The following is a 24,787-nucleotide window of genomic DNA, read 5'->3' as shown; positions in this document are numbered from 1 at the left end:
TGGTCGATTGACTAAATCCGGCCGTCAGCTTCCTGTAAAGCGGCACCGAACAAGAACAGGGGAGAATTGATCCATGGAAGAGCGCGTCTCGATTTCGATCTCGGAAGGCGTCGCCGACGTGCGCCTGGTGCGCGCGGACAAGATGAACGCGCTGGATCAGGCGATGTTCGAGGCCCTTGTTGCCGCAACGGAGCGTCTTTCGAAGGAAAAAGGCGTACGCGTCGTCGTGCTGTCAGGCGAAGGCCGCGCCTTCTGCGCCGGTCTCGACATGGGGCGTTTTGCCGCCATGAAGGAGACGGGCGGCAACGGAATTCCGGGTGGCGAAAATCGCGACCTCACCAAGCGTACGCACGGGCAGGCGAACTTCCCGCAGCAGGCGGTATGGGGATGGCGTCAGCTTCCGGTTCCCGTGATCGCGGCCGTGCACGGCGTCGCCTTCGGCGGCGGATTCCAGCTCTCGCTCGGTGCCGATATGCGCTTCCTTTCGCCCGATGCGCGGATGTCCGTGATGGAAATCAAATGGGGCCTCGTGCCTGATATGGCGGGAACGCCGATCCTGGCCTCGCTCGTGCGCGACGACATCCTGCGCGATCTCACCTACACCGGCCGCATCTTTTCCGCGCAGGAGGCGATGACGTACGGCCTCGCCACGCGCATCTGCGACGATCCGCGGGCAGCAGCCCTCGAAGTCGCGCGCGAGATCGCCGGCAAGAGCCCAGATGCGATCCGTGCCGCCAAGCGTCTGCTCAACAATCTCTCGGTCGATCCGGGCCCGGCGTTGCTCGCCGAATCCGTCGAGCAGCAGAAGCTGATCGGCAGCGCGAACCAGACCGAGGCGGTGCGGTCGAATCTGGAGAAGCGCGCGGCGAAGTATGTGGACTGATTACCTGTCGTTCCGGGGCGATGCGCAGCATCGAACTATGGTGCGCAATTGTGCACCTGGGAACCTCGAGATTCCCCGGTGCGCAATTGCGCACCTGAGGTCTGGTCCTTCGGACCATCCCGGAATGACGGACCAACAACAAAGAAAAACAAAAATGAGCGGAACGTCCCCCTTCCTCGGCATCATCTCCGGCGACCGCCGTCGCACCCATCCCGAAGTCGCAAGCCGCGCCGACCGCATCGCGAGCGGGCTTGCGAAGATCGGCGTCAGGCAAGGCGATTGCGTCTGTATGCTGATGCGCAACGACATCGCCTTCCTAGAGGCCGCCTACGCCGCGATGCGGCTGGGGGCCTATGGCGTGCCGATCAACTGGCACTTCAAGCCGGAGGAGATCAACTACATCCTGAACGACACCGGCACGTCCGTGCTGATCGGACATGCCGACATGCTGCACGCCTTGCGCGATGCGATTCCGGAAGGCGTCACCGTGCTCAGCGTGCCGACACCGCCCGAGATACTGTCCAACTACAAGATCGATCCCGATCATCTGAAGACGCCGGACTTCGCCATCGATTTCGAATCCTGGCTCACGCAATTCTCGTCCTATGACGGCCCGGTCGTGCCGCAGCCGATGAACATGATCTACACCTCCGGTACGACCGGCCATCCCAAGGGCGTGCGTCGCAATGCACCGACGCCGGAGCAGCAGGCGGCCGGCGAGCGCATGCGCGCCATGATCTACGGGCTGAAGCCCGGCGCCCGCGCGATCCTGCCGGGGCCGCTCTATCATTCCGCGCCGAACTCGTTCGGCATCCGCGCCGGCAAGCTCGGCGGCGCGCTGGTGCTGATGCCACGCTTCGAGGCCGAGGAATTCCTGGAACTGATCGAGCGGTACAAGATCGACACCATCTTCATGGTGCCGACCATGTTCATCCGCCTGATGAAGCTGCCGGAGGATGTCCGCAAGAAGTACGACGTCTCCTCGCTGCGCCACATCATCCACGCCGCCGCACCGTGTCCGGCCGACGTCAAGCGCGCCATGATCGAATGGTGGGGGCCGGTGATCTACGAATTCTACGGCTCGACCGAGTCCGGCGCCGTCACGTTTGCGACCTCGGAGGATGCGCTGAAGAAGCCCGGCACGGTCGGTAAGATATCGCCCGGCGCCGAGCTGCGCTTCCTCGGTGAGGACGGTCGCGTGCTTGATGTCGGCGAGGTCGGCGAGATCTATTCCCGCATGGCGGGGATGGCCGATTTCACCTACCACAACAAGTCGGAGAAGCGTGCCGAGATCGACCGCGACGGCTTCATCACCTCGGGCGATGTCGGCTACATCGATGAGGACGGCTATGTCTTCATCTGCGACCGCAAGCGCGACATGGTGATATCGGGCGGCGTCAACATCTATCCGGCCGAGATCGAGTCCGTGCTTCATGCCGTACCCGGCGTGCATGATTGCGCCGTGTTCGGCATCCCCGATGCCGAGTTCGGCGAGGCACTGATGGCCGTGGTCGAGCCGCAGGCGGGCGTCACGCTCGATGCCGCCGCTGTCCGCGCCAGCCTGAAGGCGCATCTCGCCGATTACAAGGTGCCCAAGCACATCGAGATCCGCACCGGGCTGCCGCGCGAAGATTCCGGAAAGATCTTCAAGCGCCGCCTGCGCGATCCCTATTGGGAGCAGGCGGGGCGGAAGATCTGAGAAGGTGCCGTAGGGTGGGCAATGCTTGCGCCGTAGCTCGAAGAGCGAAGGCGGAAGCGTAATCCGGGGCGGTGCTCGCGTCAAAGACCCCGGATTTCGCTGCGCTCCATCCGGGCTACGAACTCAGGAATCGTAGGGTGGGCAAAGCGAAGCGTGCCCACGAGAACGGGCGCAAGGCATAGATCGTGGGCACGGCGCAAGCGCGCCTTTGCCCACCCTACGAGATCAGGGACAAGGAAACATTTGTCATGACCGACGCTGCCAACGAAGTCCTCTACACGGTAGCCGACCGCATCGCGACCATCACGCTGAACGCGCCGGATCGGATGAACACGATCTCCGGCCCGATGCTGAACGATCTGGCGCGGCTGTTGACCGAAGCCAATGAGGACAAGAACGTCCGCGTCGTCATCCTCACTGGCACGGGCAGGGCGTTCTGCGCCGGCCTTGACCTGCGCAAGGAGCGCGACGGCAACGGTCTCAGCGCCGCGTCTTCGCCGACCACGATCAATCTGCGCAACACGCCGCCGACGGTGTTGCAGGCGATGGACAAGCCGACCATCTGCGCCGTCAACGGCGGCGCGGCCGGCTATGGCATGGACACCGCGCTCGGCTGCGACATCCGCATCATGGCGCAGTCCTCAAAACTCGCCGCCGCCTTCGTCAAGCGCGGCGTCGTGCCGGAATCCGGCGGCACCTGGCTGCTGCCGCGCATGCTCGGCTGGGCCAAGGCCTCCGAGCTGATCTTTAGGGGCCGCACGCTGAGCGCCCGCGAATGCCTGGAATGGGGCCTCGCCAACGAGGTCGTGCCCGACGCCGAGCTGATGAACCGCGCCACTGCCATCGCCCGCGAGATCGCCGCCAACGCGCCGCTCGCGGTGCAGGCCTCCAAGCGCATGATGCGGATGGGCCTCAACGAAAACTTCTCCGACCACGTCCATCACGTCTATCTCCAGCTCCTGCCGCTGTTCAAAACCCAGGACATGGCCGAAGGCATGAAGGCGTTCATGGAGAAGCGGGAGCCGAAGTTCGAGGGACGGTAGACGCCTCCGCTTGGCACGCGCAGGGGTAGCAATCATGGATCGGCTCGGCTAGGTTGCCTTTTCTCTTCCTGCCGCTTGCGATCATTCATGCCTTCATACCGCGCCAACTCCGGCTTCTTCGTAGTCCCTCATGCGGCCGTTTACGCCTTGATGACGGTGACCGTCCTGGCGTCGGGGCTTTGCTTCATCCAGGCGGGCGGCCCGGAGGCGCCAGCGGAATTGCTGTATCGCTACGGCGGCATGTATGCGACCGCCATCGCGCGGCATGAATATTTTCGCCTGCTCACCTATGGCTTTCTGCATGTCAATTTCGTCCACCTCACCATGAACATGTTATGTCTGGTGCTGTGGGGTGGACATCTCGAGCGGCGGGTTGGATCGGCCTATTTCCTCATCATCTATCTCAGTGCGATGGTGTTCGGCGCCGTCATCGGCAATGGCATCCATTCAACACCTTATCTGACGGTCGGCGCGTCCGGCGCCACGTCCGGCATCCTGGGCGCGCTGCTCTGTCTGTGGATTCTCGGCAAGCTCGACGTCAGGTTCGACTTCTTCGCGATCAACATCGGATTGAACATTGCGTTCGCGCTCGGCTACTCGCGGATCGACTGGGGCGTCCATCTCGGTGGTTTTGCCGCCGGATTGATCACATGCGCGTTGCTCGACCTTGTCGAGAAGGCGAATGCCTGGACACTTCGTTGCAAGTTTCCCGAAGTCGTGAAGGTCAATCTGACCCTGCTTGCCTGCGTCACTGCGCTGTGGGCCTGGGGCGGTCCGGCCCGGACCATCGCCGCGGGAGCTTCCGCTTGGGGAGTGATGATCGTCGTCTTGGCCGCATGCTGTGCCGTCGTGAAGATGGTTGATCTCGCGCTCTCCATGAAGAAGGGTCTCGTGATCGTCGTGACGGCCCTGGCCGGAGTGAACGCTGCCGCAGTGCTGCTGTGCGGTTGGGCTCTGGCCTTTGCTTGCTGGCCGCACTTGCCAATTGGATACCTTCCGCTCGACATTTTTCTTGTCATGTTCTGCCCGAACTCCAGTCTCATCTCGGGACTCAGCGCGATTGGCGTTGCCGCGCTGACGCTTTGTCTCGGCGCGAAGGAAATCTCGCGAGGGATCGCGGATGTTGGATTCGTCGCCACCTCGCTTCGTGCGGAACGCAGCCGGCGTCATGGACTATGATCTCGTGGGGCGTGCTATAGTGAAGGGATCACCAACCTCCGGATCATCTCATGGCTCCCGTTTCCATCCTGCTCAACCTGCTCTGGATCCTCATCGGCGGCGCCTGGATGGCGTTCGGCTGGCTGATCGCCGCGGTCATCATGGCCGTCACGATCATCGGCCTGCCCTGGGCGCGGGCGGCGTTCAACATCGCCATCTACACGCTGCTGCCGTTCGGCTCGCGGGCGGTCAACCGCGACGAGGTCACGGGCATGAGCGATATCGGCACCGGCCCGCTCGGGGTGATCGGCAATGTCATCTGGTTCGTGCTCGCCGGCTGGTGGCTGGCACTCGGCCACCTCCTGACGGCCGTGCTCTTTGCAATCACCATCATCGGCCTTCCCTTCGCCTGGGCCCACCTGAAGCTGGCCGGCATCGCGCTCTGGCCGATCGGCAAGGTGATCGTGCCGGCGTGAGGCGCGTCTCACCTCAGCTTGTAGGATGGGTTGAGCCCTCGCGAAACCCATCAATCCATCCACGATGACGAAGCGGGATGGGTAGCGCGTAAGCGAAACCCATCAAACCGTCTGCCAATGATGAAGCAGGATGGGTTTCGCAAGGGCTCAACCCACCCTACGCTCCGTATTCTGGTCGATGCATGCGCGGCAGACTGATATAAGGCTTTACTTCAGTCCTCGTCCTCAGACAGCGCACGACGCCGTTCCACGGCGTCACTCATGTCGTGAAGTACAAGGACCGCGAGGGCCGCCATGCGCTGCCTCTGTTCGGTGTTGAACGTTTTGTACAGTGGCTGCCACGCCTCGGCGAGTTTATCCAAATCGGCCGATCGTTGAGCCAATGCTTCCGATCGGCGCTGCAAGAACGCGATGGGATCACGGTTGCGCATCACTTCAACGGAATTTTGGTCGGCCCGCCTACCCACTGTTTCTCCGATTTTGGCAAGACGCGCCTTCCGATCCTCCGCCTTCGCACGAATGGCGCTCTCCACAGGCGGCCAAAGCTTTTCCTGGTCAGGTGTCAGCTGCAACGCGGCCTTGACCAGATCAATCCTCATGTCCGCCAGGCTATTCCGATCTGCCGCGTTTAACCGTTCCGGTGACGCGGGAGCAGAGGTCTGCGCGTTTTGCGCGACGGCAATCGGGGATGCAGTAAGGAAAATTGCAGTTGTTCCAGCCACTACGATCTTCAACATCGGTGATCTCCCTAGGTCAGTGGCCCCCAAAAGCAAACCGCAAAATGATCACGCTCCGGTTGGTTCACTTGATTCAAATCAAGGGAACAATAGAAGTTCTGACGCGTCATCGACCCGCGCAAATCAATCTGAGCGTTTCTGGCCCGCAAGAGCGTCGGATGGGTTGAGCCCTTTGCGAAACCCATCAAGCCGTCCGCGGATGACGAAGCATGATGGGTTTCGCGAGGGCTCGATCCATCCTAAACGTGCTGGCCAGACAGAAATCCATTGGATTATGGAGCGACCAGCGCATGGCTTTGGCCATTAACATTCGGTCTGATCATTCTTCCGCGGAGCGGATCGAGGCATTGTGGGATGAAGTTGCAGCGTTTGAGAGCCAGCCTTCGATGAGGGCTCTCAACTATCGACCACATTTTACATTCGCGATCTATGATACGCCCGAGGTTACTGCGAAGACCGCGTGGGAGACCATGCTACGCGCAGTAGGAGACGAAGGTCAGCTGCCAGTCGAGTTCAGGCGAATTTGTTGGTTTGCAGGCCCGCCGCTCGTGCTCTGGGCGGAGCCCAAAGTCGATGAAACGCTCGCTAGATGGCACTCTTCGATCAACGCTGCAATCGATCCAGCCTTTTGTCGGCTCCACTATCGGCCGGGAAACTGGAGGCCTCATTGCACGCTCGGCACGCAATTGCCGATAGAAAACGCGATGATGCGATCGCTTTCGCGCAGTCATTCAGCCGGAGCATCACCGTGCTGTTCGACGTAGTGGATTGCGTTGCTTTTCCGCCTGTGCGGGTGGTTGCAGAACAGGGACTGCCGCTCCGCACTTCGTAAGGTCTGCTCGTAGTTCGTAGGATGGGTTGAGCTCTTGCGAAACCCATCATGCTTCGTAACCGGCAGATGGTTTGATGGGCTTCGCTTAGGTTTTATCCATCGAGCTTCGGCATCGCGGATGGATTGATGAGTTTCGCAAGGGCTCGACCCATCGTGCTTCAGCTTCCGCGGATAGAGCGGAGCTTGCCGAGCTTGATCCTAATTGGCGGTTCGTGGACCCATAGCTGACAAAGACGGCTCGTTCGTCGGCGGCGTCAAACCGGATCACCATGCGTATCGCACCACGCCCTTGCCAGCATAGCTTCGGGTGACGACAGAGAATTCGCCCTCGAACGTGGCGGCCGCGGACCAGCCGTTAAGCCACTTTTTCTCCGCTGACGCAGTCACAAGCGCCGAGTCCGAGGCCATCGCAGCACCATTTACGACGAAGCTGGCGCCGGGCAGCGTCTGGAAGGTCGCCCCGATCGCACGGTTCGGATTGAAGTCGTGCGCCCAGGCAAAGCGTCCGCGTACCATGAAGATACCGTCGTTGTGGGCATAAGTCTTGTCCGTGCGGAGACCAATTTCGCTGCGGCTATCCGTGACGGACTTGGCGTTGTAGGCGAGCGCAAACTGATTGCTCCCGGCGATGACCTGCTCGGCGTAGGCCGGCAGATCGAAGGCCGTGACCTGTGCCGCAGCGTACGGCGTCAGACCGATGCCTTGCGAGACAAAACGATAGCCTCCTTCGAGGCGGCCGGAATAGGCATTGGCATTGAACCCTGCGCGCAGCCGATCGACCCCGGCGACTGTGACTGTGCGGTTCGTGACGATATCCTGCCAGCCATAGGCTAGCGCGCCCGTGATGTAGGCCGGGCCAGCATTGTGACGAAAGAACGTGCCGGCCTGGAACAGGTCGGACCGTCCGCCGCCGAGATTATTGGCAACGGAGAAATTGGTGCCACCGCCGGCCAGCACGAAGCCAAGCAGCGTGTCGCGCGACAGACGATAATCTGCACCGACGGCGGTGCCGTAAAGGCTGCTTGTCGTGGTGTTCGAGCCGACAGCTGCATTGCCGTCTGTCTGCTGCGAGCCGCCGAAGCCGGCCGCCCAGACGCTCCAGCGCTGCTCGAAGGACGGTGCCAGCGGAGCCTTGGTGTAAGCCGCAAAGGCATCGCGTGCGGGCCCGCGTCTTTTCCCTGACCCGGCATAAGCAATTCCCTCCTCTGCAAACGTGTTGGGGGCGCCGCTTGCGCCGATGGAATCGCCCCGGCCGGCAATGAATGGATCCGTCATCACGCCCAAAAACTGGGCCATCGCGTTAAATGTCATCTGCTGCGGCGCGCTACCGAGTTCACCTGATAGCTGCGTCAGACCGGCTGGCGTAAGGCCGCCAAAAGCCACCGGGATGGAGCCGTTGGAATAGAAATTGCCGGTGATGCCGTTGCCTACGCTCTGTTGGTTGCCGTTCAGGTTTCCCGACGAAGGCGCAAAGTTCAGCGCGACGTTTAGATAAGCGTGAGTCGTATCGTAGCTCAGTGTGGTGCTGAAGCCGGCAGGCAGCCCGCTGTTGGCGACCACCGGGTTGAAGGTCCCACTGATGAGGCCCGCTGTCACGATCGTGTACTGCTTGGCGACGGAAGCGCCTGCCGCAAAGTTAGTGCTGGCCGTGGCGCCACCCAGAATAGCAGTGCCGGCTACGGTGGCGAAAGATGACGTCGCTGGATTGACCTGCACGAGATAAGTGGCCGCTGACGTAAAGATGAGGCTCCCGTACACCGTCATTGAGGTTCCCGGCGCACCGTTGCCTGGCGCAAACGTGCCGCCATTCACGGCCAGATTCCCGAGAGTCCCCACTCCGGAGAGTGTGCCGCCGGAAAGGGCCGTGTTGGAAGTTATGGTGCCGTTATTGGTTGTAACGCCAGCCGACTGCGTCAAGGTTCCAAACAGGATGCCCGCATTGGTGAAGGTGCCGCTGTTCGTCACCGCGCCGTTCGTTGTCCCACTGTTGATGAACGTAGCACCCGCGTTATTGGTGAGGCCGCCGACCGCCGATGTCAGCGTACCGCTGTTGACGAAGATGCCGCCCGTGACGCTCGTCGCCGTGAACGAGTTCGTCCCCGAAACCGTCAACTGTGCAGCTGTTACCGAAATCCCGGCGCCCGTCATGTCGTTGGAAATAGAATTGGTCCCGCCATTATTGACCAAGTTCGGACCAGCACCGTTGAAGTTCACGGCTAGGCCGGAAACTGTGTAGTCTTGCGACGCTCCAGTAAATATCCAGGAATCGGGCGTGATCGGGACGGCTGTGATGGTAACGGTAGCGCTCCCTGTCGCGCCAAACTGCGCAGACTGCCCCGCATTTGCGGGAGGCGCGGCAGCGGGCGGGGTCGACCAGTTGGTGCCCAGATTATAAGCGCTCGTCGTGGTCGTGCTGCCGGCCCCGCCCCATGTGTAACTCTGCGCGTGAGCCGTAGCGGAGCAGAGGCAACCCGCCAATGCTGAGGTTGCCAGAAACAGTCTTTTCATGCCCGAACCGTCAAAAAAACAAAACTCTAAAATCGCTCGACGATATCCTTCGGTGGCCTGTCACGCTGTGACGTGTGGGCAACACTCATGTGCAATTTCTAGTGGCTTGTCGTTGAAACGCGTTGCAGGAGAGGGGCTCCACCTCTGTGCCTGAAGGGCCGGGCGGTGCTGGGCACACCAATCCTCGCGTTGCCGTCAGGCAAAACACGCCAAATGCGGGTCAAGAGGCGCGGTGAGAATATTCTGATTGACCGAAATCGCGACTTCGGCTAAACCGCATTCCATCCTGGCCCGTCAAAGGGACGTTTCGCGATCGTCACGATACGTAGGCCGGGATGCGATGGACGCGGCAGCGCCGGCGCGTGACGGGATGGCAGGGCGGGCTACGCCTGTGAGCCATCGCGATCCGCGGAACGACACGGCGCGGTCTCAGCGTTTCTTTTCGGCGTTGGGGGTGAGCACGCGCGAGCCTCTGACTGTTCGGGGAGGGACGTCCGCGGACGGCAAAAGCGTGTGGTCCTGACGCCCGGGGTCTGTGCGTCAAGGCTTGCGGTGGTGTGAGCTGCCCGACCGGGCGCGCGCGCATCAGTGATCTGCAAGGCGACGGGGGCAATAGTGCATCGCTCCCCGGGGAGAGCGCGCCATAAGCCGTAAAACCATTCGCGCAGGGAAGGCCGGGATGCCCGGCGTCACCTGTGGTCACCCCGCGTGCGTTCTCTCGTGTGCGGGCCTTGGGTGCCAGCTGGCGCCCGGTCTTCCCTGCGCCCTCTGTTCTCGATGAGGGCGAAACGGACAGCAAAGCTCGGGCGCCTGCGCCGCGAGAAGGCGAAGGCATGCCTATACAGATTGAAGAGAAAGCTCTCGTGCCCCGGACGCAGCGCAGCGCTTCTTTAGCGATGCGCTGCAGAGCCGGGGCCCAGAACGCGGCAGGGGCGGTGCGGCTTTCTGGGTCCCGGCTCTGCGCAGCAACGCTTAAGGGCGTTGCAGCGCGTCCGGGACACGATTGCTGACGGCACTGTGCGCCGCCACCAAGTTCATCTTGCACTGCGGTAGAAAAATATCGCACAATCGCCGCGCCGGGGCGCCGTTGGGAGCTCTACAAGGGGAGCGAACCATGTCCCTCCAGACCGTTACATCCGACGCCACCGAGAATCGCGCCAATCGCCCTGAGGATGTCCAGGCGCTGGAGGCGGATGCGCGGCTGCGCGACGACATCCGCCTGCTCGGGCGCATCCTGGGCGACACGGTGCGCGACCAGGAAGGTGCCGATGTGTTCGACCTGGTCGAGAGTATCCGCCAGACCTCAATCCGGTTCCACCGCGACGAGGATCGGCTCGCCCGCCGCGAGCTCGAACAGATCCTCGACAGCATGTCGACCTCGGAGACGGTGCGGATCGTCCGCGCCTTCAGCTATTTCTCCCACCTCGCCAACATTGCCGAGGACCAGAACAACATCCGCCAGATGCGGGCCGGCAAGGGTGGCGGCTCCGGCGTGCTGGCGGAGACGCTGGCCCATGCCAAGGCGGCGGGCATCGGCGCCGATGCACTGCGCAATTTTTTCAAGAGCGCGCTCGTCAGCCCGGTCCTCACCGCGCACCCGACCGAGGTCCGCCGCAAGAGCACGATGGACCGCGAGATGGAGGTCGCAGGCCTGCTCGACCGCCGCGAGCGGGTCGCGCTGACCGCGGATGAGGCCGCCGCCAGCGACGAGCAGCTTCGCCGCGAGGTGCTGACGCTGTGGCAGACCAACCTCTTGCGCCGGACCAAGCTCACCGTGCTCGACGAGGTCGCCAACGGCCTGTCGTTCTACGACTACACCTTTCTCCGCGAGGTGCCGCGGCTGGTCAACGTGCTGGAGGACCGGCTGGAGGAGGGCGGCGAGCAGGCCGCCGGCGAGCTCGCCTCGTTCCTGCGCATGGGCAGCTGGATCGGCGGCGACCGCGACGGCAATCCCTTCGTCACCGCCGACGTGATGCGTGGCACGCTGCGGCTGCAGTCGAGCCGGGTGATGCAGTTCTATCTCAACGAGCTGCACGTGCTGGGCTCGGAATTGTCGATCGCGGCGCATCTCGCCGACGTCTCCGAGGAGCTGCGTAACCTGGCCGAACGCTCGCCGGACACCTCGCCGCACCGGAGCGGCGAGCCTTATCGCCTGGCGGTCTCCGGCATCTATGCGCGCCTGACCGCGACCGCGGAAAAGCTCGCGGTCGAGATCACCCGCCGGCCGGTCGGCAAGGGCGCGCCGTATGAGAGCGTGAGGGAGCTACAGGCCGATCTCGACGTGCTGCACCGCTCGCTGATCTCCAACAACGCCCGCGTCATCGCGCGCGGCCGGCTGCGGCTGCTCAGGCGCGCGGTGGATTGCTTCGGCTTCCATCTGGCCCGGCTCGACATTCGCCAGAACTCGGCGGTGCACGAACGCACGATCGCCGAGCTGATGGACGCCGCCAACCCCGGCATGTCCTATCTCGCGCTCGGCGAGGAGGCGCGCATCTCGCTGCTGACCAATGAGCTGCGCTCGACGCGCGCGCTGGTCTCGCCCTTCGTCAAGTACAGCGACGAGACGATGGGCGAGCTCAACGTCTTCCATGCCGCTGCGGAAGCGCATGCGATGTTCGGCTCGGACGCCATCCCCCAATGCATCATCTCGATGTGCAAGGGCATGTCCGACATGCTCGAGGTCGCGGTGCTGCTGAAGGAGGTCGGCCTCGTCCATCCCTCCGGCCGCAGCGCCATCAACGTCGTGCCGCTGTTCGAGACCATCGAGGACTTGCAGGCCTCCTCTGGCATCATGGACCGCATGCTCTCGCTGCACGACTACCGCCGCCTCGTCGACAGCCGCGGCAGCGTGCAGGAGGTCATGCTCGGCTATTCCGACTCGAACAAGGATGGCGGCTTCGTCACCTCGGGCTGGGAACTCTACAAGGCCGAGATCGGCCTCGTCGACGTGTTCGAGCGCCACGGCGTGCGCCTGCGCCTGTTCCACGGCCGCGGCGGTTCCGTCGGCCGCGGCGGCGGTCCGAGCTATGACGCCATCATCGCGCAGCCCGGCGGCGCGGTGAACGGCCAGATCCGCATCACCGAGCAGGGCGAGATCATCTCGTCGAAATATTCCAACGCCGAGGTCGGCCGCAACAACCTGGAGATCCTTGCCGCCGCGACGCTGGAAGCAAGCCTGCTGCATCCGCGCCAGAGCGCGCCGCGCCGCGAATACCTGACCGCGATGGACGAGCTGTCGAACCTCGCTTTCAAGGCCTATCGCGGCCTCGTCTACGAGACCGACGGTTTCGTCGACTATTTCTGGGCCTCCACCGTCATCAACGAGATCGCGACGCTGAACATCGGCAGCCGTCCGGCCTCGCGCAAAAAGACGCGCGCGATCGAAGACCTGCGCGCGATTCCCTGGGTGTTCTCCTGGGCGCAATGCCGCCTGATGCTGCCCGGCTGGTACGGTTTTGGCAGCGCGGTCGAGCAGTGGATCGCGGAGCATCCCGACAAGGGCATGCCGTTCCTGAAGGAACTCTACAAGGAATGGCCGTTCTTCCGCATGCTGCTGTCGAACATGGACATGGTGCTGGCGAAAAGCTCGATCGCGATCGCCTCGCGCTATGCCGAGCTGGTGCCGGATGAGTCCTTGCGCGAAAAAATCTTCGGCCGCATCCGCCGCGAATGGCATTCCTGCATCGAGACGCTGCTCGACATCATGGGCCAGGACCGGCTGCTGCAGGGCAACCCGCTGCTCGAACGTTCCGTGCGCCACCGCTTCCCCTATCTCGATCCGCTCAACCACGTGCAGGTCGAACTGCTGAAAGAGCACCGCGCGCAGAATCCGGATGAGCAGGTGCTGCGCGGGATTCAGCTGACGATCAACGGGATCTCGGCGGGGTTGAGGAATACGGGGTAAGGCGGCGCCGCCACCACACACTCAGCCGTCATGCCCGGGCTTGTCCCGGGCATCCACGTTCCTCGTGCGCGCGGCAACTCGTGGATGGCCGGGACAAGCCCGGCCATGACGCGTGGTAAGAGCGCAGCCTCAGCAGAAATGCGCGCCCTGCGTCTCCACATAGACCGCATACAGCGACTGGCTCGCGGTCATGAACAGGCGATTGCGCTTCCTGCCGCCGAAGCAGACATTGGCGCAGGTCTCCGGCAGCAGGATCTGCCCGATGCGCGCACCGTCGTTCGGCGCGAACACCTGCACGCCGTCATAGCCGGGGCCGACCCAGCCGGCGCCGACCCAGATATTGCCCTCGGTGTCGACCCGCAGTCCGTCGGGGAAGCCTGACTTGCCGTCGAGCTTCATGTCGATCAGCCGCTTCGGGTTCGATAGTTTCGCCCCGTCGATATCGTAGGACCACACCACGTTCTCGGCCTGCGGGTAATGCGTGATGCCGGTGTCGCAGACATAGAGCTTCTTGTAGTCGTGGCTGAAGGCGATGCCGTTCGGCTTGAACGGCTCGTCTGCGACCTTCGCGACCTGTCCAGTCTGGGTGTCCAGGCGATAGACGGCTTCCTTCTGGTGCGGCTGCAGCGAGCCGGTATTGGCGAGCTTGCCCTCATAGATGCTGATCGCGCCGTAGCCGGGATCGGTGAACCAGATGGCCTTGTCGTTGGGATGCACGACCATGTCGTTCGGGCCGTTGAGCGGCTTTCCGCCGGCCTGCTCGGCCAGCGTGGTGACTGAGCCGTCATGCTCGTAGCGGACGAGGCGGGTGCGCTCGGCGCTGATCTGGCGTCCCTCGGTGTCGAACGAATTGCCGTTGGCCTCGTTCGACGGCTTGTGAAATTGCTCGGAGATATGGCCATCGTCGTCGAGATAGCGCAGCTGCCGGTTGGCCGGGATGTCGCTCCAGACGAGATATTGTCCCTGCGCATTCCACGCTGGCCCTTCCGCCCACAGGCAGCCGGTGTAGAGCCGCTTGATCGCGGTGTTGCCGACCTTGGCCTTGAAGCGCTTGGGATCGATGGCGATGATATCGGGGTCGGGATAGCGCTGCGGCTCGGCATTGGCGCCGAAGTCGCGGGCATCGGCATTGGAGGCGAGCAGGGTCGATGCGGCCACGGCCGCCGCGCCCTTGAGGAGAGAGCGGCGGCCGAGACCGCCGCCTGCAGTCGTGTCGTCGGAGTTGGTCAGTATTCTTGTCATGGTTTCCTCCCAAAGTTGTGTTGGGAGGACACCATTCGCCTGCATTCAGGCGTAAACCGGGGCGGATCTCCGGACAAGACAACCGGAGATCGCAGGGCAGGGATGCCGGAATTGCCGCTAGACGGGCTGCTTACACGGGATCCCAGGTGAAGATATCGGCGGAACGGTCGAGCTTGTAGAACGAGCCCTTCAGCGCCGGCATGCCGTGTTCCGCGATCGATTGCGGCGTCCAGCCTTCGCTCCGCTGCACCGAGCGGATCGGACGGTTCTGGCTGAACAGGAAGATCTCGTTCATGCGCACGCCAAAGATCTGGCCGGTGACGTCCTTGGCTGAGTCGGAAATCAGATAGCCGCAGAGCGGGGCGATCTTCTCCGGTCCCATCTGCTTGATCTTCTCGACGCGCGCCTTCTCGGCTTCGGTCTCGGTCGGGATGGTGCCGATCATGCGGGTCCAGGCAAACGGCGACACGCAGTTGGAGCGGACGTTGAAGCGGCCCATGTCGAGCGCGATCGATTTCGACAGGCCGACGATGCCGAGCTTGGCAGCGGCGTAGTTGGCCTGGCCAAAATTGCCGATCAGGCCTGATGTCGAGGTGAAGTGCACGAAGGAGCCGGACTCCTGCTCGCGGAAGATGCGCGCCGCGGCGTGGCTGACGTAGAACGAGCCCATCAGATGCACCTTGATGACGGCCTCGAAGGCTTCCACGCTCATCTTGTGGAAGATCATGTCGCGCAAGATGCCGGCATTGTTGACGACGCCGTCGAGCCGGCCGAAATGATCGGTCGCGGTCTTCACGATCTTGCTGGCGGGGATCGCTTCCGCCACCGACTCGAAATTGGCGACGGCGGTGCCGCCGCGCTTCCTGATCTCCTCGACCACCTCTTCGGCGGGTGCCGCATTCGAGCCGGCGCCGTCCGAGGCCCCGCCGGGATCGTTGACGACGACCTTGGCGCCTTCCGCCGCACAGAGCAGCGCGATCTCGCGCCCGATGCCGCGGCCTGCGCCGGTGACGATGATGACCTTGTCTTGCAGTGATTTGCTCATGTGGGTTACCTCTCGTTCGTAAACACGATCGTGCCTGACGCGGCGAACATGCCGCCGACGCCATGGCACACGGAAATCTTCGCGCCAGCGACCTGCGCCGGCGCGATGCCGCGCATCTGGCGCACGCTCTCCTGCAGCGCGTACATGCCGTACATGCCGGAGTGCATGTAGGATAGTCCGCCGCCATTGGTGTTGAGCGGCAGCTTGCCCCCGGGGCGCGTGTTGCCGTCCGCGATGAACTTGCCCGTCTCCTCATGCGGCATGAAGCCGAGATCGCCGAGGCCGAACAGCGGCAGATGCGCAAACGCATCGTAGATCATGAGATGATCGACGTCCCCGTGCGCGATGCCGGCTTCCCTGAAGGCGAGGGGGCCTGCCGTCTTGAACGCGCGTGAGGAGTTGAACGTCTCCATCTGGCTGACCATCGGCGTCTCCACGCTCTCGCCGGTGCCCATGATGTAGACGGGCTTGCGCGGAAAGTCCTTGGCACGGTCGGCCGAGGTCAGGATCAGCGCGCCGCCGCCGTCGGTGACGAGACAGCACTGGAGAAGCCGGAACGGATAGGCGATCATGCGTGAGTTGAGGACGTCGGCGACCGTGATCGGGTCCTTCATCATCGCGCGCGGATTCTTCGCCGCCCATTCGCGCTGAACGACTGCCACCGAGGCGAGTTGCTCATGCGTGATGCCGTAGGTCTTCATGAAGCGCAGCACGGGGATCGGGAACATGCTGGGCGGGCCGTAGACGCCATAGGGTGCCTCGAACTGGCCGTTGAGGCTGTCCGGCGGTGTCGCGCGCGGCAGCTTGCCGATCATCGACTTGCCGCTCTCGGCATGCGTGATCAGCACGGTCTTGCACAGGCCGGCCTCGATCGCCGCAGCGGCATGGCGGACGTGCAGCATGAAGGAGCAGCCGCCGACGGAGGTGCCGTCCACCCAGGTCGGCTTGATGCCGAGATAGTGGCAGACCTGCTGCGGCGTTTCGACCGCGGTGGCGAAACCGTCGATGTCGGACAGCTTCAGCCCGGCATCGGCGATGGCATTGAGCGCCGCATCCGCGTGAAGCTGGAGCTGCGACATGGTGGGGACGACGCCGAGCTCGGTGGTCTCGGCCGCGCCGACGACGGCAACCTGGTTTCTGCGCATGGCTTACCCCTTCGCCGGACGAAACACGGGAAGGGTGATCTTGTCGTCGAGCGCCTCGAAGGCGACCTCGAGCTTCATGTCGAGCTCGAGCGCCTCCGGCGTCTGCGGGCAGTCGATGATGTTGCTCATCATCCGCGGCCCCTCTTCGAGCTCGACCACCGCGATCGCGTATGGCGGCGTGAAGCCGGGGGCGGCGGGCCGGTGGTTGATCACGTAGCTGTAGAGGAAACCCTTGCCGCTCGCCTTGAAGATGCTGACCTTGCGCGAGGCGCAGGACGGGCAGAACGGACGCGGCGGGAAATAGACATGCGCGCAGGCGTCGCAGCGCTGCAGGCGCAATTCGCCCGCTCTCGTGCCGTCCCAGAAATGCTGGGTCTCCGGCGTCGGTTTCGGTCGCGCACGCTGCGGTTCGGCCATGTCGGAACGCCCTCCCAAAGGCAACCTCAATCAGGCATGGGCTTCACGCCCGCCTGTTTCGATCTTGATGCGACAATCGACTATAGTGCGTCAACGGTCCAGCAACGCGCATGCATGCCATCATGCGCACAATGCTTGTGTCGAACAGAGGCAGCGCTATAGATTGCGCGCACCAATATTCCGTGAGACAGACATGCCCGATTTTCCGACACTGGCAAAACTCGCCGAAGACCTCGAAAGCGGCCGCACGACCTCCCGCAAGCTGGTCGAGGCCTGCATCGCCAGGATCGCCGACCCGGCCGGCGAGGGCCAGCGCGCCTTCATCCATGTCGACAAGGACGCCGCACTCGCGGCCGCGGATGCGATGGACGGCCTGCGCAAGGCGAAGGCCGCGCCCTCGCGCTATGCCGGCATTCCGATTTCGATCAAGGACCTCTTCGATATCAAGGGGCAGACGACGCGCGCCGGCTCCCGCGCGCTCGATGATTCCGATCCGGCGGAGCACGATGCGGCGGCGGTGGCGCGGCTGCGCGGGGCTGGCTTCGTCGTGATCGGGCGGACCAACATGACCGAGTTCGCCTATTCCGGCATCGGCATCAATCCGCACTATGGCACGCCGAAGGGCGCCTGGAACCGAGCCGTGGGCCATGTGCCCGGCGGGTCGTCCTCGGGCGCCGCGGTGTCCGTGCTCGACGGCATGGCGCATGGCGCGCTTGGCACCGATACCGGTGGTTCCTGCCGGATTCCGGCGGCCTTCAACGGCATCGTCGGCTACAAGCCGACGCAGCGTCGCGTGCCGCTCGACGGCTCCGTGCCGCTGTCGTTCTCGCTCGACAGCATCGGGCCGCTGGCGCGGTCGGTCAGCTGTTGTGCCATAATGGATGCGGTGCTCGCGAACGAGCCCATCGTCCCGCTGAGGCCGCGGCCGATCCAGGGCATGCGGCTCGCGGTGCCGACCACGATCGCGCTCGACGATCTCGATGCAGCAGTGGCCGAGACCTTCGAGCGCGCGCTGAAGCGGCTTTCCGATCATGGCGCCATCATCGAACGCATCGAGATGGCGGAGTTCCACGACATCGGCCCGATGAACGCCAAGGGCGGCTTTGCCGCATCCGAAAGCTATGCCTGGCATCGCTATCTCATCACCGCCAAGGGCGACGTCTATGATCCCCGGGTCTCCGTGCGCATCATGCGCGGCGAGGCGCAGAGCGCGGCCGACTACATCGACCTTCTCAACGAGCGCCGCTCGCTGATCGCCCGCGTCAATGCGCGCATTGCGCCCTATGACGCCCTGGTGCTGCCGACCACCGCCAACACGCCGCCGAAGATCGCCGATCTCGCCGACGACAAGGCTTTCACCACCCAGAACCTGCGCGCGCTGCGCAATTGCACGCTGATCAACATGATCGACGGCTGCGCCCTTTCGATCCCTGCGCATCGCGAGGGCGACGTTCCCGTCGGCCTGATGCTGGCGGGTGCGGGCGGGTCCGACCGCCGCATTTTTGAACTTGCTGCCGGCATGGAGGCTGTAATTCGTGTTTGACCTGACTTTCACCGTCGACGCCCAGGACACCACAACGCCGCTGACGCTGGCGATCGACCAGATGGTCATCGCCGGCTGGACCGGCCGTGATCCCGTCGCGCGCGACAAGCACATCGCCGAGCTGCAAGAGATGGGCATCGCCCCGCCGGCCTCGACGCCGATCTACTACCGCGGCGCGGCGCGACGGTTGACACAGGAAGACCGCATCGAATGCACCGGCGGCGATTCCTCCGGCGAGGTCGAGTTCGTGCTGATCGGCTGGCAGGGCCGTATCTTCGTCGGCTGCGGCTCCGACCATACCGACCGCAAGGTCGAGGCCTACAACGTCACGGTGTCCAAGCAGATGTGCGACAAGCCGATCGCATCCACGCTGTGGGAGCTTGAGGATGTCATCGGCCATTGGGACAAGATGATCCTGCGCTCCTACGCCACCATCAAGGGCGAGCGCGTGCTCTACCAGGAGGGCACGCTCGACGCGATGCTGCCGGTTAAAGATCTCATCGCGCGCGGTTTCGATGGCAAGAAGTTCCCCGACGGCTGCGCCATGTTCGGCGGCACGTTTGCAGCCAAGGGCGGCATCCGTCCCGCCGACCGCTTCGAGTTCGAGCTGGAAGACCCCGTGCTGAAGCGGACGATCAAGCATGGGTATGATGTGACGACGCTGCCGGTGCGGGGCTAGCGGGCTCCCCACCGTTATTGTGAGCGCAGCTCTCTCTGCCGTCATTGCGAGGAGCCCTTGCGACGAAGCAATCCAGACCGGTTCCTCGGAAAGACTCTGGATTGCTTCGCTACGCTCGCAATGACGAGGAGAAATTCATCGGAAATCGGGTGGCGGGGTGAAGGTCGGCCTGCATAGGTGATTGTTATGACAATGACCGCACGAAAATCAGCCCACCCCTCTGGACCCGACCTCGCCGCCCACGTCGACGCCCTAGACTGGTCCCAAATCACCAGCGAGCTCGACACCCAGGGCTGCGCCGTCCTCAAGGGCCTGCTCACGCCGGACCAGTGCGGCGCCGTTGCCGCGTTCTATCCCGACGACACGCACTTCCGCAGCCGCATCGTCATGGGCCGCCATGGCTTTGGCCGCGGCGAGTACAAATATTTTTCCTACCCGCTGCCCGATCTGATCGCCCAATTGCGCCCGGCGATATATGCGCATCTCCAGACCGTCGCCAATCGCTGGAACGAGGCGATGGGGATCGACATCCGCTATCCCACAGCACATGCCGCGTTCCTCAAGCGCTGCCACGAGGCGGGGCAGGCGCGGCCGACGCCGCTGCTGCTACAGTACGAGGCGGGCGACTACAATTGCCTGCATCAGGACCTCTATGGCGAGCACGTGTTCCCGCTCCAGGTCGCAATCCTCCTGTCGGAGCCCGGGCGCGATTTCACCGGCGGTGAGTTCGTGCTGACCGAGCAGCGCCCGCGCATGCAGTCCCGCGCCGAGGTCGTGCCGCTGGCGCAGGGTGACGCCGTCGCCTTCGCTGTGCATCACCGCCCGGTGCAGGGGACACGCGGCACCTATCGCGTTAATCTGCGCCACGGTGTCAGCCGTATCAGGTCCGGCCAGCGCCATACGCTGGGTGTGATCTTTCATGATGCCAAATGAGCGCTGCGATTGACGGGTGATTTGTTTGACACGGCCGCCGAGGCGCAGCCGTCGCGCGAGGAGATCGCCGACGGCGCGGTGCTGCTGCGCGGCTTCGTCAAGCCGATCGAGAGTGAGCTGATCGAAGCCGTGCGCGCCATCGTGGCGCAGTCGCCGTTCCGCCGCATGACCACGCCCGGCGGCTATCAGATGTCGGTGGCGATGACCAATTGCGGCGAGCGCGGCTGGATCACCGATCACACCGGTTATCGCTACGATCCGGTCGATCCGCGAACCGGCGCGCCGTGGCCCGTAATGCCGCCGGTGCTTCGCGATCTCGCCCGCCGCGCGGCGGAGCAGGGCGGCTTTCAAAACTTTGCGCCCGACGCCTGCCTCGTCAACCGTTACGAGCCCGGCACGCGGCTGTCCCTGCATCAGGACAAGGACGAGCTGGACTATTCGGCGCCGATCGTCTCGGTCTCGCTCGGACTGCCCGCGACCTTCCTGTTCGGCGGTCTGGCGCGCGGCGACAAGCCGCGCCGCTTCCGGCTCGTCCATGGCGACGTCGTGGTCTGGGGCGGACCGTCGCGGCTCGCCTATCACGGCGTGGCGCCGCTCGCCGATGGCGAGCACGCGCTGCTCGGGCGCAAGCGCATCAATCTGACGTTCCGCAGAACGCGGTAAGGACCTGTCATTCCGGGGCGCGCGCTAGCGCGAACTATGGTGCGCAATTGCGCACCTGAGAATCTCGAGGTTCCGGGTTCGATGCTTCCGCATCGCCCCGGAACGACATCAAGGCTTCGGCGGGTGGATGAATGCCCAGGGGCTGACTTCAGAGTCGCGCATTACCTCGACTGAAATCAGATACGGCCCGCCATGGGCGAGCGCCTTCTCCATCGCCGCCTTGAACTGATCCGGCGCGGTGACGCGCGCGGCCGCGACGCCAAAGGACTCCGCGAGCTTGACGAAGTCGGGATTGACGAGGTCGGACGCCACCACGCGGCCGTCGAAGCGTTCGCGCTGGTCGCGGCGGACATTGCCATAGGCGTTGTTGTTGAACACCAGCGTCACCACGCCGATGTTGAACTGCACGGCGGTGGCGAGCTCCTGCACGCCGAACATGAAGCCGCCATCGCCGGTGATCGCCACCACCGGCTTGTCGGGATTGGCGACCTTGGCCCCGAGCGCGGTCGGGAAGCCCGAACCGAGCGTGCCCTGATAGCCTGAGGTAATGAAGGTCCGCGGCTGGTAGATCGGGAAGCCGTACCAGGAGGCGAAGCCGAATTGCGACAATTCATCGGTCACGATCGCATTCGCCGGCAGCACCTCGCGCAGGATGTTGAGGTACGCCATCTGCGGCTGGACGCGCTGGACCTCGGCTTGCGCCGTGGCGGTCGCTTCGCGGATCGCGCCGCGGCGGCCGGCGGTCTTGCTGTAGCCCGCCTTGCTGACGGCAGCCGCGAGATCGGCCGTCGCGGTCTTGGCGTCTGCCATGATGGCCGTGTCGGAGATGAAGCGCCGCATCTCGACCGGATCGATGTCGATGCGGATGCTCTTCAAGCCATCGGGACAATACGGCCAGCGCGACATGGTGGGCAATTCGAGCCGGGTGCCGATGCCGATCATCAGGTCGGTATTCGGCCATAGCTTGTAGGCGGCGGCCATGGTGAGCCCGAGCTCATGCGCATTGGAGACGATACCGCGGCCGCTGCGGAAGGCGACGACGGGCGCGTCGATCATCTCGGCGAGCTCGAGGATCTCCTCGCGCGCCTCGATCGCGCCGCTGCCGACGAAGATCATCGGCGCCCTGCTGCTCTTGATCAGCGCGGCCGCCTGCTTGATCATGTCAGGATCGGGCCGCGGCGCGGGCAGCGGCTCCAGCACCTGCGCGGCGGCGGTGTCGGCGCGCTGGGTGAAGACATCCCAGGGCATCTCGACCGAGGCAGGACCGCGACGTCCGGACGTCATCTCCTGGAAGGCACGCGCCACCACCGTCGGCGCGTTGCCGGGATATTCGATCCGGTCCGCCCATTTCACATAGCTGCGCAGGGTGGCGAGCTGATCCGGCATCTCGTGCAGATGGCCGCGGCCCTTGCCCAGAAACTGCGTCGGCACCTGGCCGGTCACGCACAGCACCGGCTCGTTGCAGCCGAAGGCGGTGAGCAGCGCGGCGCTGGCATTGAGCACGCCGGGGCCGGGCACCACGCTGAACACGCCGGGCCTGCCGCTGGCGCGCGCATAGCCGAACGCCATGTAGCCGCAGGCCTGCTCGTGCCGCGCGCCGATCACCTTGAGCTGGGCCTGGTGGAAGGCGTCGAACAGGCCGTACACTTGCGCGCCGGGCAGGCCGAACACGGTGTCGACCCCGTGAGCAACGAGCCCGCTTACGATCGCTTCGCCGCCGGTGAGGGTGGTCATTGCATCATTCCACTTCGGTTGTTGTTCAGCGGCGCGTCGCGGTCGCGCGCTTATCCATGAACGGCCTCGACTTTCAGGGCGTCGTGGATGTTGTTGCGCTTCCAGCTGGTGTCCTTGTCGTTGATCTGCATGTCGAACGACAGAGCGAACTTGCTGGCGGCGAAGACGGGATCGAGATGCTTTGATAGCGCCTGGAAGACATGCTCGCCGGCCTTCTGGCGCGTCGGAAGATCGCGGCCCTCGCCGATGCGCAGCACCATGTCGAGAAAGCCGTAGTCCTGCCGCGCATCCGCAATCGCATAATGCTCGCACCTGACGGCGCGGACGCGGATGCCGCCGAGCGGGAAGATGCCGGTCTCGACCGCGGCCTTGCGCACCACTTCGCAGACGGCCGCGATGTCGAGGCGGCCATCGAGGTTGGCCGAATATTCGATCGTGAAATGCGGCATCGCGGTTTCACTCCCTGTCTTCTTAATTGGCCTAAGCGAAGTAGCAGCTCACAGAGCCGTAGGCGCCATAATCGGCCTGAATTGTGTCGCCCTTGCGGGTCTCGATCGGACGGATGAAGGAGCCGGCGAGCACGACCTGACCGGGCTCCAGCGCAAGTCCGAGCGGCGCGATCTTGTTGGCAAGCCAGGCGATCCCTGTCGCAGGGTGATTGAGCACACCGGCGGCAAGGCCGGTTTCCTCGAGCTGGCCGTTCTTGAAGCAGAGCGCGCCGATCCAGCGCAGATCTGCGTCCAGCGGGCGGATCGGCCGTCCGCCGAGCACGATGCCGGCATTCGCCGCATTGTCGGCGATGGTGTCGAAGATCTTTCGGGTCGCCTTGGTCGCGGGATCGACACGCTCGATCCGCGTGTCCAGGATCTCCAGCGCCGGCACGACGAAGTCGGTGGCGTTGAGCACGTCGAACATCGTGCAGTCGGGCCCCGAGAGCCGCTTGCTCATGACGAAGGCGAGCTCGGCCTCGACGCGCGTGGCGATGAAGCGCTCGGTCGGAATGATCCCGCCATCGGCGAAGAACATGTCGTCGAGCAGCACGCCGGAATCGGGCTCGTCGATATTGAGCGCGCTCTGCATCGCCTTCGAGGTCAGGCCGATCTTGTGGCCCTTGACGATGCGCCCCTCGGCGATCTTGACGTCGACCCATGCCTTCTGAATCGCGTAGGCATCGGCGATGGTGATATCAGGGAAATCCTGCGAGAGCTGCCGGATCTGCGTGCGGGTCTGCTCCGCCTGGTGCAGACGCTTCGCGCAAGCTTGGATATCGTCGTTGGAAAGCGCCATTTGTGATCTTACAAATTGGGATGCCCGGAGATACTTAACATGTTAAGTGTATGCGTCAAACACAATTTGGGTTTGCTGCACTGCAAACATTTTGGGGTTTGAAGGGGGCATCATGGTGAAAAGATCGGCTGATCCAGCGAACGGAAGCGGGGCCGGCGCGCGGCAGGTACCAATGCGCGACTTCTCGCGCTCGCTGCCGATGTCGCTGCTGCGGGCTCGCGAGGCCGTGATGCGGCAGTTCCGTCCCTCGCTGCGCGGGCATGGCTTGACCGAGCAGCAATGGCGCATCCTGCGTGCCCTGGCGGCGATTGAAGCGGTCGAGGTCACGGAACTGGCGCGCACCGCATTTCTGCTCGGACCGAGCCTGTCGCGTATCCTGCGCGATCTGGAGGCGCGCAACCTGATCGAGCGCAAGACCGCGAAGACGGACCAGCGCCGCAGCATGGTCTCGATCTCGAAGGAGGGCGTGAAGCTGATGGCCTCCGTCGCACCGTCCTCGGAAGCGATCTATGCGGAGATCACGCGGCGCTTCGGCGCGCGCAAGCTCGCCGAATTGCAGGAGATGCTCGGCGAGCTCGAACAGAGTCTCGCAGGGCTTGGCGCGGGCGAGGAGGCAAGTGCCGAGGAGTGAACGGCACGAGGACCGGAACCTGGGGACGTCGGGCGGCGCTTTGACGTCGATTCGAAGGTGGTCGATGCCTGCCATCTCGATGCAAGAAAGGCTATACTGACCCCATGCGCGCCACCAAAACGATGGTGGGGGATCGGGAGGTGCTGATTCCCGGCGATCCCGAGCGGAAATCAGCATCCAGAAGGCGATCGCATAGGTCTTGCGTCATTGCGAGCGTAGCGCGGCGAG

The 24,787-nt window shown here is 63.9% G+C and carries 21 protein-coding genes; 12 read left to right on the top strand and 9 right to left on the bottom strand.

Annotated elements, in window-relative coordinates; translation table 11 throughout:
- Positions 1–73: 73 nt before the first annotated feature.
- From RAD15_RS20680 to RAD15_RS20660, 5 genes are all read left to right on the top strand, one after another.
- The gene (locus RAD15_RS20680; protein WP_458179996.1) at positions 74–883 is read left to right on the top strand and encodes a crotonase/enoyl-CoA hydratase family protein; all 810 of its coding nucleotides are present in this window, start codon (positions 74–76) and stop codon (positions 881–883) included.
- A 154-nt stretch (positions 884–1,037) separates the two neighbouring features.
- Positions 1,038–2,582 (top strand): acyl-CoA synthetase, encoded by a 1,545-nt coding sequence (locus RAD15_RS20675; RefSeq protein WP_458179995.1) that lies wholly within the window; start codon positions 1,038–1,040, stop codon positions 2,580–2,582.
- A gap of 248 nt (positions 2,583–2,830) precedes the next feature.
- On the top strand, positions 2,831–3,625 hold the full coding sequence (locus tag RAD15_RS20670; RefSeq protein ID WP_458179994.1) for an enoyl-CoA hydratase/isomerase family protein: 795 nt from the start codon (positions 2,831–2,833) through the stop codon (positions 3,623–3,625).
- Positions 3,626–3,712: 87 nt separating this feature from the next.
- Entirely contained in the window at positions 3,713–4,804 is a 1,092-nt protein-coding gene (locus RAD15_RS20665; RefSeq protein ID WP_458179993.1) for a rhomboid family intramembrane serine protease, read from the top strand.
- 50 nt (positions 4,805–4,854) lie between these two features.
- A complete protein-coding gene (locus tag RAD15_RS20660) occupies positions 4,855–5,259 on the top strand; it encodes a YccF domain-containing protein (protein WP_458179992.1) in 405 nt (134 codons plus the stop codon).
- Positions 5,260–5,471: 212 nt separating this feature from the next.
- On the opposite strand, the gene RAD15_RS20655 is transcribed toward RAD15_RS20660, so the two are convergent.
- Complete coding sequence (locus tag RAD15_RS20655; protein ID WP_458179991.1) at positions 5,472–5,996, bottom strand: Spy/CpxP family protein refolding chaperone; 525 nt, start codon at positions 5,994–5,996, stop codon at positions 5,472–5,474.
- A gap of 209 nt (positions 5,997–6,205) precedes the next feature.
- On the opposite strand from RAD15_RS20655, the gene RAD15_RS20650 reads away from it, so the two are divergent.
- Positions 6,206–6,760 (top strand): 2'-5' RNA ligase family protein, encoded by a 555-nt coding sequence (locus tag RAD15_RS20650; RefSeq protein WP_458179990.1) that lies wholly within the window; start codon positions 6,206–6,208, stop codon positions 6,758–6,760.
- A gap of 332 nt (positions 6,761–7,092) precedes the next feature.
- Here RAD15_RS20650 and RAD15_RS20645 read toward each other — a convergent pair whose 3' ends face one another.
- Positions 7,093–8,976 carry an autotransporter outer membrane beta-barrel domain-containing protein gene (locus RAD15_RS20645; RefSeq protein WP_458180180.1) on the bottom strand — a complete coding sequence of 628 codons (1,884 nt, stop codon included), beginning with the start codon at positions 8,974–8,976 and terminating at the stop codon, positions 7,093–7,095.
- Between the two features lie 1,474 nt (positions 8,977–10,450).
- Here RAD15_RS20645 and ppc point away from each other — a divergent pair.
- Positions 10,451–13,240, top strand: a complete 2,790-nt coding sequence (ppc, locus tag RAD15_RS20640) for a phosphoenolpyruvate carboxylase (protein ID WP_458179989.1) — start codon at positions 10,451–10,453, stop codon at positions 13,238–13,240.
- Between the two features lie 129 nt (positions 13,241–13,369).
- Here ppc and RAD15_RS20635 read toward each other — a convergent pair whose 3' ends face one another.
- The 4 genes from RAD15_RS20635 to RAD15_RS20620 form a co-directional block, all read right to left on the bottom strand.
- Positions 13,370–14,482, bottom strand: a complete 1,113-nt coding sequence (locus RAD15_RS20635; RefSeq protein WP_458179988.1) for an SMP-30/gluconolactonase/LRE family protein — start codon at positions 14,480–14,482, stop codon at positions 13,370–13,372.
- Between the two features lie 130 nt (positions 14,483–14,612).
- A complete protein-coding gene (locus tag RAD15_RS20630) occupies positions 14,613–15,527 on the bottom strand; it encodes an SDR family oxidoreductase (protein ID WP_458179987.1) in 915 nt (304 codons plus the stop codon).
- A 5-nt stretch (positions 15,528–15,532) separates the two neighbouring features.
- Positions 15,533–16,672, bottom strand: a complete 1,140-nt coding sequence (locus RAD15_RS20625; protein ID WP_458179986.1) for a thiolase C-terminal domain-containing protein — start codon at positions 16,670–16,672, stop codon at positions 15,533–15,535.
- Between the two features lie 3 nt (positions 16,673–16,675).
- Positions 16,676–17,089 (bottom strand): Zn-ribbon domain-containing OB-fold protein, encoded by a 414-nt coding sequence (locus RAD15_RS20620; protein WP_458179985.1) that lies wholly within the window; start codon positions 17,087–17,089, stop codon positions 16,676–16,678.
- 193 nt (positions 17,090–17,282) lie between these two features.
- On the opposite strand from RAD15_RS20620, the gene RAD15_RS20615 reads away from it, so the two are divergent.
- The 4 genes from RAD15_RS20615 (at position 17,283) to alkB (ending at position 20,907) form a co-directional block, all read left to right on the top strand.
- Positions 17,283–18,632: an amidase gene (locus RAD15_RS20615; RefSeq protein WP_458179984.1), complete on the top strand. Its 1,350-nt coding sequence runs from the start codon at positions 17,283–17,285 to the stop codon at positions 18,630–18,632.
- Entirely contained in the window at positions 18,625–19,311 is a 687-nt protein-coding gene (locus tag RAD15_RS20610) for a DUF2848 domain-containing protein (RefSeq protein ID WP_458179983.1), read from the top strand. The genes RAD15_RS20615 and RAD15_RS20610 overlap by 8 nt, the downstream gene beginning before the upstream one ends.
- A 186-nt stretch (positions 19,312–19,497) precedes the next feature.
- Positions 19,498–20,244 (top strand): 2OG-Fe(II) oxygenase, encoded by a 747-nt coding sequence (locus tag RAD15_RS20605; RefSeq protein ID WP_458179981.1) that lies wholly within the window; start codon positions 19,498–19,500, stop codon positions 20,242–20,244.
- 9 nt (positions 20,245–20,253) lie between these two features.
- Positions 20,254–20,907, top strand: a complete 654-nt coding sequence (gene alkB / locus RAD15_RS20600) for a DNA oxidative demethylase AlkB (RefSeq protein ID WP_458179979.1) — start codon at positions 20,254–20,256, stop codon at positions 20,905–20,907.
- Positions 20,908–21,015: 108 nt separating this feature from the next.
- Here the strand turns inward: alkB and RAD15_RS20595 are convergent, their stop codons facing one another.
- Genes RAD15_RS20595 through hpaH form a run of 3 tightly spaced genes read right to left on the bottom strand, consistent with a single transcriptional unit; the run spans position 21,016 to position 23,928 of the window.
- A complete protein-coding gene (locus tag RAD15_RS20595; RefSeq protein ID WP_458179978.1) occupies positions 21,016–22,641 on the bottom strand; it encodes a thiamine pyrophosphate-dependent enzyme in 1,626 nt (541 codons plus the stop codon).
- 50 nt (positions 22,642–22,691) lie between these two features.
- On the bottom strand, positions 22,692–23,090 hold the full coding sequence (locus RAD15_RS20590) for a 5-carboxymethyl-2-hydroxymuconate isomerase (protein WP_458179977.1): 399 nt from the start codon (positions 23,088–23,090) through the stop codon (positions 22,692–22,694).
- Between the two features lie 31 nt (positions 23,091–23,121).
- Entirely contained in the window at positions 23,122–23,928 is an 807-nt protein-coding gene (gene hpaH / locus RAD15_RS20585; RefSeq protein WP_458179976.1) for a 2-oxo-hept-4-ene-1,7-dioate hydratase, read from the bottom strand.
- Positions 23,929–24,040: 112 nt separating this feature from the next.
- Between hpaH and hpaR the strand changes: the two genes are divergently transcribed.
- Positions 24,041–24,559, top strand: coding sequence for a homoprotocatechuate degradation operon regulator HpaR (gene hpaR, locus RAD15_RS20580; RefSeq protein WP_458179974.1), 519 nt, complete (start codon positions 24,041–24,043; stop codon positions 24,557–24,559).
- Positions 24,560–24,787: the final 228 nt, after the last annotated feature.

It is taken from the genome of Bradyrhizobium sp. 14AA (assembly GCF_054185205.1).
This window is presented reverse-complemented; position numbering and strand designations above follow the sequence as displayed.

Coding starts and splice junctions, on each gene's coding strand:
- ppc (WP_458179989.1), top strand. CDS start 10,451: ATGTCCCTCCAGACCGTTACATCCGACGCCACCGAGAATCGCGCCAAT.
- RAD15_RS20620 (WP_458179985.1), bottom strand. CDS start 17,089: ATGGCCGAACCGCAGCGTGCGCGACCGAAACCGACGCCGGAGACCCAG.
- RAD15_RS20670 (WP_458179994.1), top strand. CDS start 2,831: ATGACCGACGCTGCCAACGAAGTCCTCTACACGGTAGCCGACCGCATC.
- RAD15_RS20615 (WP_458179984.1), top strand. CDS start 17,283: ATGCCCGATTTTCCGACACTGGCAAAACTCGCCGAAGACCTCGAAAGC.
- RAD15_RS20595 (WP_458179978.1), bottom strand. CDS start 22,641: ATGACCACCCTCACCGGCGGCGAAGCGATCGTAAGCGGGCTCGTTGCT.
- hpaR (WP_458179974.1), top strand. CDS start 24,041: ATGGTGAAAAGATCGGCTGATCCAGCGAACGGAAGCGGGGCCGGCGCG.
- RAD15_RS20680 (WP_458179996.1), top strand. CDS start 74: ATGGAAGAGCGCGTCTCGATTTCGATCTCGGAAGGCGTCGCCGACGTG.
- RAD15_RS20675 (WP_458179995.1), top strand. CDS start 1,038: ATGAGCGGAACGTCCCCCTTCCTCGGCATCATCTCCGGCGACCGCCGT.
- RAD15_RS20655 (WP_458179991.1), bottom strand. CDS start 5,996: ATGTTGAAGATCGTAGTGGCTGGAACAACTGCAATTTTCCTTACTGCA.
- hpaH (WP_458179976.1), bottom strand. CDS start 23,928: ATGGCGCTTTCCAACGACGATATCCAAGCTTGCGCGAAGCGTCTGCAC.
- RAD15_RS20665 (WP_458179993.1), top strand. CDS start 3,713: ATGCCTTCATACCGCGCCAACTCCGGCTTCTTCGTAGTCCCTCATGCG.
- RAD15_RS20650 (WP_458179990.1), top strand. CDS start 6,206: ATGATGGGTTTCGCGAGGGCTCGATCCATCCTAAACGTGCTGGCCAGA.
- RAD15_RS20660 (WP_458179992.1), top strand. CDS start 4,855: ATGGCTCCCGTTTCCATCCTGCTCAACCTGCTCTGGATCCTCATCGGC.
- RAD15_RS20645 (WP_458180180.1), bottom strand. CDS start 8,976: ATGACGGGCGCCGGGATTTCGGTAACAGCTGCACAGTTGACGGTTTCG.
- RAD15_RS20605 (WP_458179981.1), top strand. CDS start 19,498: ATGACAATGACCGCACGAAAATCAGCCCACCCCTCTGGACCCGACCTC.
- RAD15_RS20630 (WP_458179987.1), bottom strand. CDS start 15,527: ATGAGCAAATCACTGCAAGACAAGGTCATCATCGTCACCGGCGCAGGC.
- RAD15_RS20590 (WP_458179977.1), bottom strand. CDS start 23,090: ATGCCGCATTTCACGATCGAATATTCGGCCAACCTCGATGGCCGCCTC.
- RAD15_RS20625 (WP_458179986.1), bottom strand. CDS start 16,672: ATGCGCAGAAACCAGGTTGCCGTCGTCGGCGCGGCCGAGACCACCGAG.
- RAD15_RS20635 (WP_458179988.1), bottom strand. CDS start 14,482: ATGACAAGAATACTGACCAACTCCGACGACACGACTGCAGGCGGCGGT.